At 63.3% G+C, this 17,028-nt stretch carries 20 protein-coding genes and 1 pseudogene; 12 read left to right on the top strand and 9 right to left on the bottom strand.

The annotated features are described in order from the left end of the window. Positions 1–119: 119 nt before the first annotated feature. From ABW22_RS18325 to ABW22_RS08060, 3 genes are all read right to left on the bottom strand, one after another. Entirely contained in the window at positions 120–1,130 is a 1,011-nt protein-coding gene (locus tag ABW22_RS18325; RefSeq protein ID WP_059754576.1) for a c-type cytochrome, read from the bottom strand. Further along, on the bottom strand, positions 1,123–1,725 hold the full coding sequence (locus ABW22_RS08065) for a c-type cytochrome (RefSeq protein ID WP_162264479.1): 603 nt from the start codon (positions 1,723–1,725) through the stop codon (positions 1,123–1,125). Before ABW22_RS08065 ends, ABW22_RS18325 begins: the two co-directional genes overlap by 8 nt. Positions 1,726–1,854: 129 nt before the next feature. Beyond that, a complete protein-coding gene (locus ABW22_RS08060) occupies positions 1,855–2,286 on the bottom strand; it encodes a DUF721 domain-containing protein (protein ID WP_059754655.1) in 432 nt (143 codons plus the stop codon). A 122-nt stretch (positions 2,287–2,408) separates the two neighbouring features. Here ABW22_RS08060 and secA point away from each other — a divergent pair, with 122 nt between their 5' ends. The 10 genes from secA to ABW22_RS08010 all read left to right on the top strand — a co-directional run bounded on the left by secA (position 2,409) and on the right by ABW22_RS08010 (position 10,978). Beyond that, positions 2,409–5,135: a preprotein translocase subunit SecA gene (secA, locus tag ABW22_RS08055; protein WP_059754567.1), complete on the top strand. Its 2,727-nt coding sequence runs from the start codon at positions 2,409–2,411 to the stop codon at positions 5,133–5,135. Positions 5,136–5,144: 9 nt separating this feature from the next. Further along, positions 5,145–5,372, top strand: coding sequence for a hypothetical protein (locus ABW22_RS08050; protein ID WP_059754563.1), 228 nt, complete (start codon positions 5,145–5,147; stop codon positions 5,370–5,372). A 181-nt stretch (positions 5,373–5,553) separates the two neighbouring features. Next, complete coding sequence (locus ABW22_RS08045) at positions 5,554–6,000, top strand: hypothetical protein (protein ID WP_059754560.1); 447 nt, start codon at positions 5,554–5,556, stop codon at positions 5,998–6,000. Positions 6,001–6,027: 27 nt separating this feature from the next. Further along, complete coding sequence (locus tag ABW22_RS08040; RefSeq protein ID WP_059754557.1) at positions 6,028–6,441, top strand: hypothetical protein; 414 nt, start codon at positions 6,028–6,030, stop codon at positions 6,439–6,441. A 97-nt stretch (positions 6,442–6,538) separates the two neighbouring features. Continuing rightward, the gene (locus tag ABW22_RS08035) at positions 6,539–6,841 is read left to right on the top strand and encodes a hypothetical protein (RefSeq protein WP_162264478.1); all 303 of its coding nucleotides are present in this window, start codon (positions 6,539–6,541) and stop codon (positions 6,839–6,841) included. A 10-nt stretch (positions 6,842–6,851) separates the two neighbouring features. Then, the gene (locus tag ABW22_RS08030) at positions 6,852–8,264 is read left to right on the top strand and encodes a TolC family protein (RefSeq protein WP_237763273.1); all 1,413 of its coding nucleotides are present in this window, start codon (positions 6,852–6,854) and stop codon (positions 8,262–8,264) included. Positions 8,265–8,275: 11 nt separating this feature from the next. Continuing rightward, positions 8,276–9,661, top strand: a complete 1,386-nt coding sequence (locus ABW22_RS08025) for a multicopper oxidase family protein (protein WP_059754552.1) — start codon at positions 8,276–8,278, stop codon at positions 9,659–9,661. Positions 9,662–9,681: 20 nt separating this feature from the next. Further along, the gene (locus tag ABW22_RS08020) at positions 9,682–10,188 is read left to right on the top strand and encodes a cupredoxin domain-containing protein (protein WP_202813928.1); all 507 of its coding nucleotides are present in this window, start codon (positions 9,682–9,684) and stop codon (positions 10,186–10,188) included. Continuing rightward, positions 10,185–10,496, top strand: a complete 312-nt coding sequence (locus ABW22_RS08015) for a copper-binding protein (protein WP_059754547.1) — start codon at positions 10,185–10,187, stop codon at positions 10,494–10,496. Before ABW22_RS08020 ends, ABW22_RS08015 begins: the two co-directional genes overlap by 4 nt. Positions 10,497–10,630: 134 nt before the next feature. After that, the gene (locus ABW22_RS08010) at positions 10,631–10,978 is read left to right on the top strand and encodes a hypothetical protein (RefSeq protein WP_059754649.1); all 348 of its coding nucleotides are present in this window, start codon (positions 10,631–10,633) and stop codon (positions 10,976–10,978) included. Between the two features lie 12 nt (positions 10,979–10,990). On the opposite strand, the gene ABW22_RS08005 is transcribed toward ABW22_RS08010, so the two are convergent. Genes ABW22_RS08005 through ABW22_RS07985 form a run of 5 tightly spaced genes read right to left on the bottom strand, consistent with a single transcriptional unit; the run spans position 10,991 to position 14,645 of the window. After that, positions 10,991–12,385, bottom strand: a complete 1,395-nt coding sequence (locus ABW22_RS08005; protein WP_059754546.1) for an ATP-binding protein — start codon at positions 12,383–12,385, stop codon at positions 10,991–10,993. Continuing rightward, positions 12,382–13,050 carry a response regulator gene (locus ABW22_RS08000; protein WP_059754545.1) on the bottom strand — a complete coding sequence of 223 codons (669 nt, stop codon included), beginning with the start codon at positions 13,048–13,050 and terminating at the stop codon, positions 12,382–12,384. The genes ABW22_RS08005 and ABW22_RS08000 overlap by 4 nt, the downstream gene beginning before the upstream one ends. Positions 13,051–13,059: 9 nt before the next feature. Beyond that, entirely contained in the window at positions 13,060–13,590 is a 531-nt protein-coding gene (locus tag ABW22_RS07995) for a diheme cytochrome c (protein ID WP_059754542.1), read from the bottom strand. Between the two features lie 10 nt (positions 13,591–13,600). Further along, positions 13,601–14,014, bottom strand: a complete 414-nt coding sequence (locus ABW22_RS07990; protein WP_059754539.1) for a DUF1924 domain-containing protein — start codon at positions 14,012–14,014, stop codon at positions 13,601–13,603. Next, complete coding sequence (locus tag ABW22_RS07985; RefSeq protein ID WP_059754537.1) at positions 14,007–14,645, bottom strand: cytochrome b/b6 domain-containing protein; 639 nt, start codon at positions 14,643–14,645, stop codon at positions 14,007–14,009. The genes ABW22_RS07990 and ABW22_RS07985 overlap by 8 nt, the downstream gene beginning before the upstream one ends. 209 nt (positions 14,646–14,854) lie before the next feature. Between ABW22_RS07985 and ABW22_RS07980 the strand changes: the two are divergent. Both ABW22_RS07980 and ABW22_RS17280 read left to right on the top strand, forming a co-directional pair. Then, positions 14,855–15,979 (top strand): annotated as a pseudogene (locus tag ABW22_RS07980) (IS5 family transposase). Continuing rightward, the gene (locus tag ABW22_RS17280; protein WP_237763275.1) at positions 15,918–16,070 is read left to right on the top strand and encodes a hypothetical protein; all 153 of its coding nucleotides are present in this window, start codon (positions 15,918–15,920) and stop codon (positions 16,068–16,070) included. The pseudogene ABW22_RS07980 and the gene ABW22_RS17280 overlap by 62 nt, the downstream one beginning before the upstream one ends. A 22-nt stretch (positions 16,071–16,092) precedes the next feature. Here the strand turns inward: ABW22_RS17280 and ABW22_RS07975 are convergent, their stop codons facing one another. Next, entirely contained in the window at positions 16,093–16,845 is a 753-nt protein-coding gene (locus ABW22_RS07975; protein WP_059754534.1) for a tetratricopeptide repeat protein, read from the bottom strand. Positions 16,846–17,028: the final 183 nt, after the last annotated feature.

The following is a 17,028-nucleotide window of genomic DNA, read 5'->3' as shown; positions in this document are numbered from 1 at the left end:
CAAGTTAGCGCAGATGCTCAACCTACCTACCGGTAGTGGATTTGGGAGACAACCGGATAAGCACGGTGCTAACGATGCCGCAGGCTGCCGCTTCAGCGGCTTTGCAAGCTCAGCCTTTGTTAATGCGAGATTGCCGGAGAGTACCCTTCCAATTGTTCAGGTGCCGGCTTGGTTTTTTCGGCAGCAGTTCCGGCTTCTGCCTGCTTCTCGAGGGAAGCCGCCAGTTCCTCGGGGGTGCGCCCATACAGACAGTTCTCGTCGTGATGCTTGTCACGCGTCTGCGCAACACTGCCTGAAAAACGCGGATCCTGTGGGCGTTCATGGCTATTCATGAACAAGGCCACATCCCAGGCTTCCTGATCGCTCAGCGTGCCGCCGAGCCCGTAGGGCATGTTGGCCTGGATAAAGCCCGCGGCGGTGTCAACGCGATGCATGCCGGCACCCCAATTGAATGAATCCTTGCCCCATAAAGGCGGGAACGCATATTCGCCGCGTGCTTTGATGCCCTCGCCGTTGGCGCCATGGCATATCGCGCAATTGTTCTCGTATACGTTTCTTCCGCGCGCAATCTCCGGTTTTTGCGCCGGCTTCGGTACTTTGAGATAACCCTGCCCGGGCAATTTGACGCCGGTCGGTGCGCCCTTGGCGAGCCAGTAATGATAGGTCACCAAAGCGGTCATTTCCTTGCTGTCCAGGGCGGGCGGCTTGCCATTCATGCTGTAGAGAAAACACCCCTGGATGCGGCTTTGAATGGTGTCGATCTGGCCCGTTTTTTGGCGATATGCGGGATAGAGGACATAAGCAGCCCATAACGGGGCGGAATCGGCTTTTCGGCCATTATCCAGGTGACAGTTGGCGCAGTTCATGCCATTGCCGACAAAGCCCTTGGCATATTGCTGGGTATTCACAAAAATATTCTTGCCCAGCAATACCGCCTCGCCAAACTCGTTTTTTGGAATTTCGCTTTCGGCAGGCGGGGTGAATCGGGCTGGGTCAACGGCAACTGCAACGGGAGCGGTTGCCGCAGGCGCGGCTTCGGTGGTCTCGGGGGGCGGCGGCGGCTTGCCGCACCCGCCGACGATGCCGCCCAATGCGAGCGCACACAACACATACCCGATGGGTTTATTCATTTCCCTTCTCCCGGGTTCCGAGCGTTGCCAGATAGCCGGCGACTGAATGGATGTCGTCATCGGTAAGATTCTCCGCAACCGTCTTCATCAGCTTTTGCGGATCATTGGTGCGGGCGCCGGTTTTCCAGGCCTGCAATTGACTCACCGTATAGGCGGCGTGTTGTCCCGCTATCGGTGGGAATGCAGGCGCTACGCCAAGGCCGTCCACGGCATGGCATTTGAAACAGGGCGGCACGTGCCGGTCCCAGGCGCCATTGATCGCCAGATTCTTGCCACGCGCAATGACCGCGGGATCCACCGTGGTTGCCTCGCTTTTCGGGCGAGCCTGACTCGCATAATGGCGTGCGCTGGATTCGATATCTTCGGCACTCATCGCCATCGCGATGGGTGTCATGATTGGATGGGTGCGGGTACCGGCCTTAAAGTCAGCGATCTGTTTGGCGAAGTGTGCGGGCGGCAGTTGCGCCAGCACCGGAAACCCGGCCTGGGCGTTGCCGGCTCCATCCACACCGTGGCAGCTTGCACAGGCAATCGCCGCCCCCTTGCCTTGAGTGATGATGGAAGGCGGTGCGGCCGCAGCGGTTGAAGCTGCCATGACCATAGTCCCCATGAATATGAGGCGGGTGGCTGATCGCATCTTGCGCTCCAGGAGAATTCAGTAGGGAGCCAGGCAAACCGGGAGTCTGGCATGCACCCCAGTATAGGTGGTGATGCCAAAGTCGCCTCAGTCGTGTCGGTGATGGCGCAACAGGCGGTCAAGGGCCTCTTTCAGCGGCCCGTCTTCAATTGCCGTGTTCAGGTGCGCCAGTTCGTTCAGCGCGGCGGGCGGCAGGCCGTGTTTTTCGACGGGGTGGACGTAGCGCGCGAGCAGTTCCGGGTTGACGCTGATCCGCACCGCCGTCACCACGATTTCGCGCTTGCCGAGGCTGACCAGCAGCGCATCGGCCTGCTGGCGCAGGCGGCTGGCGACGGCGCCGCTGTCGCAGGCAAGGCTCAGCACGGCGTTTTCCAGCTGCATGACGCGGACGTGCCCGGCCAGCGCGGCGGGCAGGGCGCGTTCGAGTGCGGCCTGGGTGTTGAGCAGGGCGCGGGCACGCACGGCGAGGCCGTGCGGCAGCTGGCTGGCGAGCAGATCGGCGAGGCTTGCGGCGCTCATGCGGGTAACACGCGGGCGCCACGGCAAGCCTGCGACGCTGTCTTGATGGCGTCACAGGAAGCCTGCGACGCTATGTTAAAATTCAACGATTTACCGCGACCTGCGGGCATTTCGGATTCCTCATGCTGCAATCCCTGTTCAAAAAAGTCTTCGGCAGCCGCAACGAGCGGCTGGTCAAACAATACCTGCAAAAGGTGAAAGCGATCAATGCGCTGGAACCGGCGATGGAAAAACTGTCCGACGCCGAACTGGCTGGCAAGACCGCCGAATTCAAGTCGCGGCTGGGCCAGGGTGGAACGCTCAACGCGGGCGAATCGCTCGACAAGCTGCTGCCGGAAGCCTTCGCCGTGGTGCGCGAGGCATCGAAGCGGGTGCTCGGCATGCGCCATTTCGACGTGCAGATGGTGGGCGGCATGGTGCTGCATGACGGCAAGATCGCCGAGATGCGCACCGGCGAGGGCAAGACGCTGATGGCGACGCTGGCCGCGTACCTGAATGCGCTGGCCGGCAAGGGCGTGCACGTGGTGACGGTGAACGACTACCTCGCCAGCCGCGACGCCGAATGGATGGGCCGGCTGTACGGCTTTCTCGGCCTCACCACCGGGGTCAACCTGTCGCAGATGCCGCACGACGCCAAGCAGGCCGCGTATGCCGCCGACATCACCTACGGTACCAACAACGAATACGGCTTCGACTACCTGCGCGACAACATGGTCTACCAGATGAGCGAGAAGGTGCAGCGTCCGCTGGCCTACGGCATCATCGACGAAGTCGACTCGATCCTGATCGACGAGGCGCGCACGCCGCTGATCATTTCCGGGCAGTCGGAAGAAAACATCTCGCTGTACCAGCAGATCAACGAGGTGCCGCCGCGCCTGACCCGGCAAAAAGACGAGGAATCCGAGGGCGATTACTCGGTCGACGAGAAAACGCGCCAGGTGCTGCTGTCCGAAGCGGGACACGAAAAGGTCGAGGCCATCCTCACCGAAATGGGTCTCCTGCCGCCCGGCGGCAGCCTCTACGACGCCGCCAACATCATGCTGATGCACCATGTGTACGCCGCCTTGCGCGCGCATGCGCTGTTCTTCAAGGATCAGCATTACGTGGTGCAGAACGACGAGGTCATCATCGTCGACGAATTCACCGGCCGCCTGATGAGCGGGCGCCGCTGGTCGGAAGGCCTGCACCAGGCGGTCGAGGCGAAGGAAGGCGCGGCGATCCAGAAGGAAAACCAGACGCTCGCCTCGATCACCTTCCAGAACTACTTCCGCATGTACGAAAAGCTGTCGGGCATGACCGGCACCGCGGACACCGAGGCCTTCGAGTTCCACAGCATCTACGGTCTGGAAACCGTGGTCGTCCCCACCCATCGCACGATGATCCGCAAGGACGAGCACGATCAGGTCTTCCGCACCGCGGGCGAACGCGACCAGGCGGTGATCAACGAGATCCGCGCCTGCTATGAGCGCGGCCAGCCGGTGCTGGTGGGCACCACCTCGATCGAGTCCAACGAAAAACTCTCCGCCGAACTGAAAGCCGCCGGGCTGCCGCACAACGTGCTGAACGCCAAGCAGCACGAGCGCGAAGCCGAGGTGATCGCGCAGGCGGGGATGACGGGCGGGATCACCATCGCCACCAACATGGCGGGTCGCGGCACCGACATCGTGCTGGGTGGCAGCATCCAGAATGAAATCGACGCCATCAGCCAAGACGCGGCGCTGTCCGACAGTGAGAAGGTGAGCCGCCTCGCCGCGCTCAAGGCCGACTGGCAGGTGCGCCACGACGCCGTGGTGGCGGCCGGTGGCCTGCACATCATCGGCACCGAACGCCATGAGTCGCGCCGCGTCGACAACCAGTTGCGCGGCCGTTCCGGACGCCAGGGCGACCCCGGCTCCAGCCGCTTCTTCCTGTCGCTGGAAGATCCGCTGCTGCGCATCTTCGCCTCCGACCGCGTCGCCGCGATCATGAACCGCCTGAAGATGCCCGAGGGCGAGGCAATCGAGCATCCATGGGTGACGCGCGCGATCGAAAACGCGCAGCGTAAGGTCGAACAGCGCAACTTCGACATCCGCAAGCAGCTGCTCGAATACGACGACGTCTCCAACGACCAGCGCAAGGTGATTTACGAGCAGCGCAACGAGCTGCTGGCGAGCGCCGACATTGCCGACACCATCCGTGCCATGCGCGACGACGTGCTGAACGACGCCATCAACCAGCACATCGCGCCGGGCAGCATGGACGAACAATGGGACGTGGCCGGCCTGGAAAAAACGCTGGCCGCGCAGTTCTCGCTCGACCTGCCGCTGCAGCAATGGCTGGACGAAGACAAGACGCTGAACGAGGACGGCCTGCGCAAGAAGATCATGGATGCCGCCGACGCGGCCTACCAGGAGAAGGAAGCGCAGGTCGGCGCCGAGGGCCTGCGCCAGTTCGAGCGCGCGGTGATGCTACAAAGCATCGACAGCCACTGGCGCGAGCACCTGTCGGCGCTGGATCACCTACGCCAGGGCATTCACCTGCGCGGCTACGCGCAGAAGCAGCCCAAGCAGGAATACAAGCGCGAGGCGTTCGAGCTGTTCTCCGGCATGCTCAGCGCGATCAAGGCCGAGGTCACGCAGACCACCACCACCGTGCAGATCCGCGCGCCCGAGGATGTGCAGATCGAGTTGCTCGAAGAGCCGTCCAACGTGCAATACCAGCACGCCGGTTACGACGAGGCGCAGGATTTCGCCGAGGCCGAAACCGCCAAGGCCACACCGGCTGACGCCTATCCCAAGGTTGGCCGCAATGACCCCTGCCCGTGCGGCTCGGGCAAGAAATACAAGCAGTGCCACGGCAAGTTGAATTAAGGAGCGATCATGCCTTATTACGTTTTCCGGATGGGAATGTTCAAGGTGCTGGAAAAGCAGGGCGAGTGGGCGAGCTTCAAGGAAGCCAAGGCCCACACCAATGAACTGCGCAAGACGCTCGATCCCAAGAGCGGCGACAAGTACAAGATGATCTTCGCCGAGAATGAAATCGCCGCGCAGGAAGCGCTCACCGCCGAGCGCGCACTTGAAAAGACCCTGTTCGGCGACGACTGGTAAAAGTTTGGTTGTTCGGGTATTGGCTTAAGGGCACTTCTATAAATCCGTCATTTCTGTCATTGCGAGCGAAGCGAAGCAATCCAGCGCATTGATTTAGCAGGAATTTCTGGATCGCCACGTCGCTTCGCTCCTCGCGACGACGATTTATAGAAGTGCCCTTAAGTAAAGGTGAGGTTGGCCGATGGCCGAGTACAACGAAGACGCCTACAAACTGGCCCGCAAGGCCTACATCGAACACAGCTGCCCGTTCGAGCGGGCCTTGCTGTCGTGTTGTGTACGCTGTAACCGTTCGCGCAAGCTCAACCTGGCCGAGCGCGAGGCCATCGCCTGCGGCGACCCGGCGGTGCGCGAGCATTGCCTGACGTTCTATCGGGCGCTGCATGACAACGCGCAGTTCGCGCTGAAGATCAATCCCGATGCGCCGTGGCCGTTCGGCAAGGAAATCCGCGCCCAGTGCGGTGGCGTGCGCGGGCTGGCGGAAGCGCTTGCTGGCGCGGGGGATGAAACCACCGACATCGCCGCCACCGTGCTGCAGGGCAACGAACACTTCGGCGGCAGCGCCGGGTACCCCTATTCCGAAATCATGCGCACCGTGGTGCATTACGAGCCGCGCAAGCGGCGAACGTAGTGCAATAGGACTGGGCGGGGAACCTGAATGACCCTGCCGCTGTCTTTTGAACAGCCTTCATTTTTTGATTACACTGCCCGCGTGCGCACTCACTTCCACCGATTCCTGCTGCTGCTGATGCTGGCCCTGCCGGTGCAGACGTTTGCGTCTGCCGCCATGCTGGGCTGCACGTTTTCGAATCAGGCGATGGTGGAACCGATGGCGATGGCCGGCGAGATGATGGCTGGCTGCCACGAGCCGGAACAACCGGACAGCCCGTCCACACAACACAATTGCAAGCACTGCGCCGCGTGCGCGCTGGCGTCGGTGCTGCCGATCCCAGCCACCGATCGCGCTGCGGTCGTGCCGCTTTCAATCCATTTCCTTTCCCAACCTGCCGCATCCTTCAGCGGCTTCGTCCCCAGCGGTCCCGAGCGACCGCCCCGACGCTTTCTCGCCTGAATCCCGTGCCGGCTCACGGCGCGCCATGCTGATTTATATTGAAGTCAGCCGATTCTGACTGCGGCGTTTCGCCGCGTGGTTTGCGAGGTTCATTATGTTGAATGTTTTTTCCCGTCACACGGCGCCGCCGGCGCGCGCCCGATTATTTGGCGCGACGGCGCTGGCATGCGCATGGCTGCTGGGACTGCCCACGGCGCATGCTGCCGAGGTCAAGCCGCCCGAGCCTGCCGCGCTTACCCCTTTCAAACAGTACCAGGGCTGGCGCGACGAACCGCTGCAGGACTGGCGCCAGGCCAACGAGCGGGTCGGCGAAATCGGCGGCTGGCGCACCTATCTGCGCGAATCGCAGCCAGGCGGCGACGGCACAGATCCGGCCCAACATGGCCGCCATGGACAATGAGGGGATCACCATGAACAAGATGCCTTTTCCCGCGCGCGCGCTTGCCCTCGCCGTGGTGTCTGCCGCGCTGCTCGGCGGCTGCGCGAGCTTTTCGCCGGACGGCGGGTTCGATGCGGTTCAATCCGCCACGCGCTCGCATATCGAGAAAGACGTGGTCTGGGCGCGCGACGACGCCCGCCGCAGCCAAACGCAGGCACGCGTCGGCGCGCTGCTCGAAAAACCGCTTTCCGCCGACGATGCGGTGCAGATTGCACTGCTCAACAACCCCGGCCTGCAGGCGGCATTCAACACGCTGGGCATCGCCGAAGCCGATCTTGTCACAGCACAGCGTTTGCCCAACCCGGGATTTTCCATCGGCCGCCTTACTCGCGGTTCTGAAGTGGAATGGGAGCGCAGCCTGCATCTCAATCTGGCACGCTTGTTGACCATGCCGATGCGGATCGAGATTGAACAACGGCTGTTCGAGCAGACGCGTCGTGAACTGGTTCTGAACGTGCTGCGACTGGCGGCGGATACCCGCAAGGCCTGGATCATTGCGGTCACGGCCAATCAAACGGCGCAATACCAGCAACAGGCAATGGATGCAGCCGAAGCGGGGGCCGATCTCGCCCGCCGCATGGCACAGGTAGGCAACTGGAGCAAATTGAGACAGGCGCGCGAACATTCGTTTTATGCGGATGCCGCGTTGGCGGTGGCGCGTGCCGAGGCGGCAAAACTGCAGGCGCGGGAGCGTCTGGTTCGGCTGATGGGCCTGCCCAATGCCAGCAGACTGCAATTGCCCGAGCGGCTGCCCGATCTGCCGGAGTCCTTGCCGCAACTTCCGGATGTCGAGCAGCAGGCGATGGATTCGCGGATCGATCTTCAGATGACCCGGCTACAGACCGAGGCGCTGGCGAAAAATCTTGGCCTTACGCGCAGCACGCGCTTCATCAACGTGCTGGAGCTCGGCATCATCAACAACGGCTCGAATGAAAAGCCGCAACAGCGCGGTTACGAAATCAGCTTCGAGTTGCCGCTGTTCGACTGGGGGCAGAGCCGGGTGGTCGCCGCCGAGTCGCGTTATCGGCAAGCGCTTGAACGCGCCCGCGAAACCGCGGTGAACGCGCGTTCCGAAGTGCGTGAAGCCTACGCCATGCAGCAGGGGCAATACGCCATTGCGCGCCATCTGCGCGATGAGGTGGTGCCGCTCAAGCAGCGCATTTCCGAGGAGAACATGCTGCGTTACAACGGCATGCTGATCGATGTGTTCGAACTGCTGGCTGACGCCCGCTCGCAGATAGCGTCGGTCAACGCCGCCATCCAGGCGCAGCGAGACTACTGGCTGGCCGAATCCGATCTTCAGATGGCACGGGTCGGCACCCCCGGCATGATGGCCGCACCCTCCGCTTCATCCGCCCCCGCCGAAGCTGCGGGCGGGCATTGAAAGGACTACTCATGACTTCACGACGCGATTTTTTCAAGTTGACCGGCGCGGCCGCTGCCGCCACGGTGACGCCGGCTGCGCTGGCGCGCTTGCCCGAGATTGTCAGCATGGGCACGCCCGACACCCAGCCGCCGCTGCCGCCGCCGAACGGACGCCCCTACAACCCGGTGGTGACGCTGAACGGCTGGACCCTGCCATGGCGGATGAAGGATGGGGTGAAGGAATTCCACCTGGTCGCCGAGCCGGTGGTGCGCGAGATCGCGCCGGGCATGAAGGCGCATCTGTGGGGTTACAACGGCCAGTCGCCCGGACCCACCATCGAAGTGGTGGAAGGCGACCGCGTGCGCATTTTCGTCACCAACCGCCTGCCCGAGCACACCACCATCCACTGGCATGGCCAGCGCCTGCCCAATGGCATGGACGGCGTCGGCGGGCTCAACCAGCCGCATATTCCGACCGGCAAGACCTTTGTCTATGAATTCGTCGCGCGCCGCCCCGGCACCTTCATGTATCACCCGCACGCCGACGAAATGACGCAGATGGCGATGGGCATGATGGGTTTCTGGGTGACGCATCCGAAGGGCAAACACCCGCTGATCGAGACCGTCGACCGCGATTTCTGTTTTCTGCTCAACGCCTACGACATCGATCCCGGCAGTGCCACGCCGATGGTCAACACCATGCTCGACTTCAACCTGTGGACCTGGAACAGCCGCGCGTTTCCCGGCATCGACAGCCTCAACGTGCGGCTGAACGACCGCGTTCGCGTCCGCATAGGCAACCTCACCATGACCAACCATCCGATGCACCTGCACGGCGTGGAATTCGAAGTGACCGGCACCGACGGTGGCCCCACGCCCAAGGGCTCGCGCTGGTCCGAGGTGACCGCCGATGTTGCAGTTGGGCAGATGCGCCAGATCGAGTTCATTGCCAGCGAAGAGGGCGACTGGGCCTTCCACTGCCACAAGAGCCACCACACGATGAATGCAATGGGCCATGCGACGCCGACCATGATCGGGGTCGATCACACCGGGATCATGAAAAAAATCAACAAGCTGGTTCCAGACTACATGGTGATGGGCGAACGCGGCATGGCCGACATGGCCGAGATGGAAATGCCGCTGCCCGACAACACCCTGCCGATGATGACCGGACAGGGGCCATACGGCCCGGTGGAAATGGGCGGCATGTTCTCCATGATGAAGGTGCGGCGCGAGCAGAAGCGGGGCGATTATTCCGATCCCGGCTGGTACAAGCATCCGCCCGGCACGGTGGCGCGCGAAGTCAGCGAAGCCGTGGCCGAGCCAGTGCGCGCGCCGCAGGCCGCCTCGCCTCAGGGCGCGCCGGGCGATATTGAAGTGACTGTACGCAAACCCACCGGCCATGCCGGCCATTGAATGAAATGAAAGGACAAAAAATGAAACTTACTCTGTTGCTGACCGCCCTGCTGGCCGCGCCGCTGATCGCCCTGCCGGCCCATGCCCATGGCGAAAAGAAACACGCTACGACCGCGCCGACCGTCGCCGAGCAGACCGCCTGGGGCATCGCGGGCAAGCCCGCGCAGGTCATCCGCACGATCACCATCGACATGACCGACAGCATGCGTTTCACCCCTGACGCCATCAGCGTGCAGGAAGGCGAAACCGTGCGTTTCGTCGTCCGCAACAAGGGCCGTATGCTGCACGAAATGGTCATCGGCACCCCGGACGAACTGGCGAAGCACGCCGCCATGATGGCCAAGTTTCCCAACATGGAACACGACGAGCCCTACATGGTGCACGTCGACCCCGGCAAAACCGGCGAAATCGTCTGGACCTTTAACCGCGCCGGCAGCTTTGAACTGGCCTGCCTGATTGCCGGTCATTACGAAGCCGGCATGCGCGGCACCATCACCGTCACCCCGAAAAAAGGAGCTGCAAAATGAAGAAACTGATTCCCCTGCTGGCCGCGCTGGCGCTTGCCACGCCACTTTACGCCCAGCCCGTGACCCCGCCCGCCGTTCAGTCCAGCGCAATGAGCGAAGGCGTGGTGCGCAAGATCGACGTCGCGAACGGCAAGATCACCCTGCGCCACGGCCCCCTCGTCAACCTCGACATGCCGCCCATGACCATGGTTTTTCGGGTGCAGCCGCCCGCGCTACTGAGCGGCATCAAGGTGGGCGACAAGGTGAAATTCCATGTCGAGCAGATCGACGGCACCTACACGGTGACGGCGATTCAGGCCGCGCCATAGCGGCTGCCGGCGCGCTTGTCCGGCAGCTGAAGGAAAAGTCTGGACAAGGGGGATTTTTGTACTAAACACAGGGCTTCCCCGGCACTGCGAGAAGTTGAGAGTGCCGGCTGTTCACCGTTACACAGGAGACCATGATGAAACACTTGTCCATGTTGGCGCTTTCCCTTTGCATGGCGCTGGGCATCGCCGCACCGGCCGCGGCCCAGATGCAGAGCCGTGACCCAATGCCGATGCAGGATGGCGATCGCGTTTATGGCTATGAACTGATGACCCCGCAGGAGCGCAACGAATACCAGGCCAGGATGCGCGCGACGAAAACCGAGCAGGAGCGTGAAACCTTGCGCCTGGAGCACCACAAGCAGATGCAGGAGCGCGCCAAGGCGCAGGGCAAGACCCTGCCCGACATGCCGCCTGCTGGCATGGGCCCTGGGATGGGCCCGGGCGGCGGGAAGGGAATGGGGCCAGGCGGGAAAGGCTACTGAGAGGCTGTATGTTTAGCCGGCAAGATCGCTTCGGGCTTGTAGGGTTGCGTCGCTGAAACGTAGCGTAGCTGCGAATCCGTGTCCGCCATCCGCGCGCGGCAGGCCGTCACCCAGTTCCAGTTGGGCATGCGACAGGGCCGCGACGCGGGCCACGATGGACAGTCCCAGCCCGCAGCCTTCGCCTTCTACTTCGCCGCGCACAAAGCGCGCGCTCAGTTGCGCGCGCAAGGGGGGCGCAACTCCCGGGCCATTGTCCGCGACGGTGATTGCACAGGCTGGTACACTTCGCGCGAGGCGTACCTCGATGTGCGCACCTTCGCCGGCATAGCGCAAGGCGTTGTCGATCAGGTTGCGCAGCGCAATCTGCAGCCAGGCTGCGGTCACCGCAATCGTGCATCCCGGCGCGGTATTGACCACCAAGGATTGCGCCTGCCGCTGGGCCTGCGGTTGCATATCGGCGCATACAGCAGCGATGATCTCGGCCGGATCCAGTGGCCGGGGTGTGCTGCTCTGGCTGGCCGGGTCGACACGCGCCAGCGTAAGCAATTGCTCGACCAGGTGTGTCATCCGGTCGACGCCCGCGATCACCTGAGTCAGCGCGTGTTGCTGGCTGTCGGCCGTTTGTGCGCGTAACGCCACCTGCGCCTGGACCTTGAGTGCCGCCAGCGGCGTGCGCAGTTCGTGGGCGGCATCCGCCGTGAACCGGCGTTCATTTTCAAAGGCCTCGGTGACGCGTTGGATCAGCGTATTGAGCGCTGCACGCAGGGGTGCGATTTCACTCGGCAGCGGCTTGTTTGCATCGAGCGGCAACAGTTTCCGGGGATCGAGTGCGCCGACCTGTCGAGCCACCGCATCCACCGGCCGCAAAGTACGGCCGACCCCCCACCACACCGCCAGCGCCATCAGCGGCAGCGCCAGCATGGCCGGCAGCAGCAGCGACAGGCCGATGCCGCGCGCCAGGTCTTCGCGCGCGGCGTGCGCCTGGCCGACCACCACCTGGTATTCCGCGTCGGCATCCTGCACCACATAAAAGCGCCAGCGTTCCCCCTGATGCGGGTTTTCGCTGAAGCCGTCCGGCATCCCGGTCGAAAATGCGTCGTGGCCGGGCGAGGCCGCCAAGCGCCGCATTTTACCGTCATTGGTGTGCCAGATCTCGAAAGCGATCGGCACCGGATTGCGTTCCCCGCCCTCGTGCAGTTCCTTGACGAAATGCTCGACCTCGCCCCCTGCCACGATTGCCAGCAGCGTTTCCGCCACCTGGGTCATCTGGCCGTCGAGCAGCTCGTCGGCTTCGTGGTGCGCACGCTGGTACACGACCAGCGCGGACACCAGCCAGATCGCCGCCACTGTGCTGGTCAGCAGCCACACCAGGCGGCGGCGCAGCGAGTAGGACGCGGTTTTGCTCATGCGTGTGGCGTTTCCGACGCCACATAGCCGACGCCGCGCACGGTGCGGATCAGCGTGTTGCCGAGTTTGCGACGCAGGTGGTGGATGTGGACTTCGAGCGCGTTGCTGTCGACTGCGTCGTTCCAGGTGTAGAGCTGCTCTTCTAGCGTGCGCCGCGTCAGCACGCGGCCTGGATTTTGCAGCAGCACATGCAATAGCTCGAATTCGCGGGGCGTCAGTTCGACCGGCTCGCCGGCCCGCGTCACCGTGTGTGCCGCCGGGTTGAGCTCGATTCCGCCCAGCGTCAGCAGCGGCTCCGGGCGGCCGTGGGCACGCCGCACCAGCGCGCGCAGGCGGGCAGCAATCTCATCCAGATCGAATGGCTTCAGCACGTAGTCGTCGGCGCCCAGGTCGAGCCCGCGCACCCGGTCTTCCAGCTGGTCGCGCGCAGTGAGAATCAGCACCGGTGTGGCGTCATGGCGCCCGCGCAGCCATTGCAGCACCGACAGGCCGTCGCGCTTGGGCAGGCCTAGGTCGAGCACCACCGCGGCGAAGGTTTCGGTTGACAGGGCGGCTACCGCCGCCTCGCCGTCGCGCAGCCAGTCGACCGCATAGCCGGCCTGCGTCAGCCCGGCCTTGAGGCCGTCGCCCAGCATTCGGTCATCTTCCACCAACAATATGCGCATCGTGTCCTTTTATTTCGGAATCCTGATGTCGTGTTCGTTGAAAACGCCCTGTTCGGCCTGCCGGTGGCAGGCCGCGCAGTTGGCGGCGGATCCCACCGACTTGCGCGACCAGGTGGCGCGCGGCACCTCGTCGTGCTTGCGCACGAACCAGCGGGTTTCGGTGATGCGCAGCGGCGCCTCGTTCGCGCCCATGCGCTGCATCACCTTGTTACCCATCCGGCTGTTGCCGGCATCGGCGGCATGGGCTTCGAGAAACTGCAGGATATCAGCCTGGGTTGCCGGATCAAGGCTGGCGTTCTCGCCAAAGTGCTGCTCGAGCCCGCCCATCACGCGCCGCCAGGATGCCTGCGGCAGCATCGACGGTGGGTAGGCGAGATGGCAGCTCGCGCATTCCTGCTGCCAGTTTTTGTGCGTCAGCCGCGGCAGGGTATCGCCGCCGCCATCGCCGCGCGCCTCACCGCCCGAGGGCAGCGAAAACGCCAGCATGCTGATTGTGCCGACCGTCGCCAGCACGCCGATGCCACGCAATAGATAGTTCATGGTTCGCTCCTTATTTAATCTGGTTCAGCCAAGCAATGAAATCGCCCTTTTCCTGCGCGCTGCATTCGCGTTGCAAGACGTCCGTGCAATTGCGCCGGAACCATTTCTCGACCTTGGCGGCATCGGTAAAACGCCCGGGATTTGCCGCCGGCGCCAGCGGTTCGATGCGTTTGCCGACGCGGGTTTGTCCGGCCTGCTTCGGATTCGCGGTGTGGCAGCTGGTGCAGCTGACGGTTTTGCCATCCCGTCCGCGATGCTCGCTGCGGTACAGCGCTTCGCCGCGCGCAGGCGACAACGCGCTCACTGCCACGCCGGACTGCTGCGCATAGTTCGCCATGAAGCCTGCGGAGGTGTCGGCGGCCCCGGCGACGGCCGAGATCATGCCCAGCATCGCCAGACCGTTGCAGCAGAGGCGCTTAATCATGCTGCACCCCGCTTTCTGCATTGAGGTACTGCTTGCCGGTGACCATGCTCTGCGCCACCCGTTCGCCGCGGAACTGGTGAAACACCAGCGCCGCCACGTGCAGGCCGATAAAGCCGAGCATCAAGGCGAAGCCAAGCTCGTGCGGCTCGCCCAGCACGTCCTCCAGCCAGTCCGCGTTGCCCAGCCATCCGGCGAGCGGGCCCGTCTGGAATTCGCTTGCAGCGAGCCCCAGGCCGCTAACGACCATCAGCGCCATCACGCCGTAAGCAAACAGGTAGGCAAGGCTGGCGACGGGATCGTGGCCGACACGGTGGGCACTCGGCAAGCGCAGTTTTTTCAGGCTGTCCTTCCACACGGCGGGATGCCACAGATCGTGCCAGCGGGCGCTCGCCGGCCCGACCACGGCCCACAGCAGCCGCGCAAGCAAGCCCGCCGTCAGGACATAGCCGGTGAGAATATGCAGATTCCACAGCGTCTTTTCATAGGGGCCGTGTTCGAACCAGTCGGCCAGCTGGCTGGTGACGATGAGCGCCACAATCGCCAGGGCAATGACCCAGTGCAGCAGTCGCAGCAAGGGATCGAACACGCGATGCGGCTGCGTGGATGAATGTGGCGTGGAAGGATGCGGCATGACAGTCTCCTCAGAGTGGAATGCAGCAGACTGTATGCGCGCCAGCTTAGGGAAACCTTAAGGGGGAGATTCATTCCCCATCAGGTAGCCGGAATGATCGCCCCCCGCGACTTAACAGGCTGCTGAAATACCCCCCATCCCCCGCACGCCACCAGTCCCTCAGAAGTTAAACTGTTACCCATTCACTGATCCCATCCAGAGCCCACTTCATGCGCGGATCCGACACCTTCACCGAGAGCCTGTTCACCCTGCACAAGCTGGAGGACTTCGTGCCAGCCGACCATCCCCTGCGCCCCATCCGTCAGATGGTCAACACCGCTTTGGTGAAGATGGATGCATTGTTCTCCGGCATGTACGAAGCCGACATCAAAGGCGGGCGCCCCAGCATCGCCCCCGGGAAGCTTCTGCGCGCCATGCTCCTGCAGGTGTTCTACAGCATTCGCTCCGAACGCCAGCTCATGGAGCAGACCCAATACAACCTCCTGTTTCGCTGGTTCATCGGCCTGTCCATGGACGACGCCGTATGGGTGCCCACCGTCTTCACCGAGAACCGCGAGCGTCTGATCGAGCACGACGCCGTTATTGAGCTCTTCAATCGGGTGCTGGAGCAGGCCGACGATAAAGGCCTGCTCTCGGGCGAGCACTTCAGCGTGGACGGAACGCTCATCCAGGCGTGGGCCGGACACAAGAGCTTTGTGCGCAAAGACGGCAGCGACGATGACGGCGACGGTGCCAACTTCAAGGACAAGCGCCGCGGCAACGACACGCACGTATCGAACACCGATGCCGATGCACGGCTGTACTGCAAAGGCGACAACGCCAGCCGGCTGCGCTTCATGGGCCACCCCCTCACTGACAACCGTCACGGACTGGTGGCCAACGCCATGGTCACCACCGCCGATGGCTTTGCCGAGCGCGAAGCAGCCAAGACGATGATCAACGACGCTCGGCAGGCGGTGGACAACCCGCAGGCAGAAATCACGCTGGGAGCCGACAAGGGCTATGACGCCCAAGAGTTCATTGATGCGCTGCAGGAAATGAACGTCATCCCGCATGTCGCGCAGAACACCTCGGGGCGCCGCTCGGCTGTACCCGACGCCATCGCGGCCAGTGAGGGCTACGCCATTTCGGTGTAAAAGAGAAAGCTCATTGAGCAGGGCTTTGGCTGGGCAAAGACCGTCGGGCCTATCCGCCAAGTGATGGTGCGCGGGTTGAAGAAGGTCGATCAGATGTTTGTGCTGACCATGGCGGCTTACAACCTCACGCGATCAGGTGCTGGTCAATCGTCGACTGGCGCTGGAGGGTCAACTCATGGCGCAGCAGGCGCAACTTGACGCGCTGGCTGCGCAAGCCCGCCTCAAGCTGGATTCGCACCAGCTATGGCCGCTGGACGTGGACGAGGATGGCGCGCACGCCTACCCGTAAAAGCCGAAAAAAATCAACCCGTTCAGGGCGTGTCGGCGGGCGCTGCCTGGGTCGGGGGCGACGCTGACGATGACATGGCATGGCTCATCCGCCGCGCCTCTTCCTGCATCGCCGCAATCTGCTCGGGCTTCAACTGCCATACCAGATTGTCGCGCGCCTTGGCTGCGACATCTACGCCCTGTGCGGCGGCGAGGTTGAACCACAGGTACGCCCGCGCCTTGTCGGGCGCGGTGCCGGTGCCGTAGCGGTAGAGTTCGCCCAGGCTGTATTGCGCCCGGGCGTAGCCGCGGTGTGCGGGTTTTTCGATCCAGCTGAAGGCCGCCTTGTAGTCTTGCACCACGCCGCGTCCCCGCAGCAGCGCAAGGCCGTATTGATATTCCGCTTCGGTCAGCCCTTGCTTGGCGGCCAGCGCTAACCACTTGGCGGCTTCCTTGTCGTTCTGGATGACGCCATCGCCCTCGGCGTAACGCATGCCCAGTTGCAACTGGGCTTCGACATCGCCTTGTGCCGCGCGGGCGTGCGGTACGCTGGCGGGTGCCTGCGCGGCGGGCATGCTTGCGTGTTGATCGAGTGCCAGCCAGGCGGTCACGCCAACCAATGCGCCGACCGTGACCAGCAGCAGCAAGGGCTTGAACGGACTGAACACCCAAAAGCGATGATGGCATTTGCGGCAGCGCAGCGGCTTGTGCAGCAGCATATGATGCACGCCGTCATGGCCATGCAGCGTGCCGCTGCGGATCTTATCGCTCCCGCATTGTGGGCAGACGAGCGACATGGCAAGACCTAGCGCGACTGCGCGATCATGTAGTCGACTGCGGCATTGACGTCGGCATCCGACAGCGACGGGTTGCCGCCCTTGGCCGGCATCGCGCCCTTGCCGCGAATGGCGGCGGTGTAGAGCGCATCCATCCCCTGCGCCAGACGTGCGTTCCAGGCGGCAACGTCGCCGGTTTTCGGT

The organism is Thiobacillus denitrificans (assembly GCF_001530125.1).
Classification (GTDB): domain Bacteria; phylum Pseudomonadota; class Gammaproteobacteria; order Burkholderiales; family Thiobacillaceae; genus Thiobacillus; species Thiobacillus denitrificans_C.
The sequence above is the reverse complement of the archived record's forward strand: the minus strand, read 5'-3'. Positions and strand labels throughout refer to the sequence as shown.

Bases quoted from the DNA above. Each gene is read 5' to 3' on its own strand.
- ABW22_RS08005 (WP_059754546.1), bottom strand. From the start codon at position 12,385: ATGAGCAAAACCGCGTCCTACTCGCTGCGCCGCCGCCTGGTGTGGCTG.
- ABW22_RS08020 (WP_202813928.1), top strand. From the start codon at position 9,682: ATGAAACTTACTCTGTTGCTGACCGCCCTGCTGGCCGCGCCGCTGATC.
- ABW22_RS08000 (WP_059754545.1), bottom strand. From the start codon at position 13,050: ATGCGCATATTGTTGGTGGAAGATGACCGAATGCTGGGCGACGGCCTC.
- ABW22_RS08050 (WP_059754563.1), top strand. From the start codon at position 5,145: ATGCCTTATTACGTTTTCCGGATGGGAATGTTCAAGGTGCTGGAAAAG.
- ABW22_RS07995 (WP_059754542.1), bottom strand. From the start codon at position 13,590: ATGAACTATCTATTGCGTGGCATCGGCGTGCTGGCGACGGTCGGCACA.
- ABW22_RS08025 (WP_059754552.1), top strand. From the start codon at position 8,276: ATGACTTCACGACGCGATTTTTTCAAGTTGACCGGCGCGGCCGCTGCC.
- ABW22_RS08065 (WP_162264479.1), bottom strand. From the start codon at position 1,725: ATGGCAGCTTCAACCGCTGCGGCCGCACCGCCTTCCATCATCACTCAA.
- secA (WP_059754567.1), top strand. From the start codon at position 2,409: ATGCTGCAATCCCTGTTCAAAAAAGTCTTCGGCAGCCGCAACGAGCGG.
- ABW22_RS07975 (WP_059754534.1), bottom strand. From the start codon at position 16,845: ATGTCGCTCGTCTGCCCACAATGCGGGAGCGATAAGATCCGCAGCGGC.
- ABW22_RS08015 (WP_059754547.1), top strand. From the start codon at position 10,185: ATGAAGAAACTGATTCCCCTGCTGGCCGCGCTGGCGCTTGCCACGCCA.
- ABW22_RS07985 (WP_059754537.1), bottom strand. From the start codon at position 14,645: ATGCCGCATCCTTCCACGCCACATTCATCCACGCAGCCGCATCGCGTG.
- ABW22_RS08060 (WP_059754655.1), bottom strand. From the start codon at position 2,286: ATGAGCGCCGCAAGCCTCGCCGATCTGCTCGCCAGCCAGCTGCCGCAC.
- ABW22_RS08045 (WP_059754560.1), top strand. From the start codon at position 5,554: ATGGCCGAGTACAACGAAGACGCCTACAAACTGGCCCGCAAGGCCTAC.
- ABW22_RS18325 (WP_059754576.1), bottom strand. From the start codon at position 1,130: ATGAATAAACCCATCGGGTATGTGTTGTGTGCGCTCGCATTGGGCGGC.
- ABW22_RS08030 (WP_237763273.1), top strand. From the start codon at position 6,852: ATGAACAAGATGCCTTTTCCCGCGCGCGCGCTTGCCCTCGCCGTGGTG.
- ABW22_RS08010 (WP_059754649.1), top strand. From the start codon at position 10,631: ATGAAACACTTGTCCATGTTGGCGCTTTCCCTTTGCATGGCGCTGGGC.
- ABW22_RS08040 (WP_059754557.1), top strand. From the start codon at position 6,028: ATGACCCTGCCGCTGTCTTTTGAACAGCCTTCATTTTTTGATTACACT.
- ABW22_RS07990 (WP_059754539.1), bottom strand. From the start codon at position 14,014: ATGATTAAGCGCCTCTGCTGCAACGGTCTGGCGATGCTGGGCATGATC.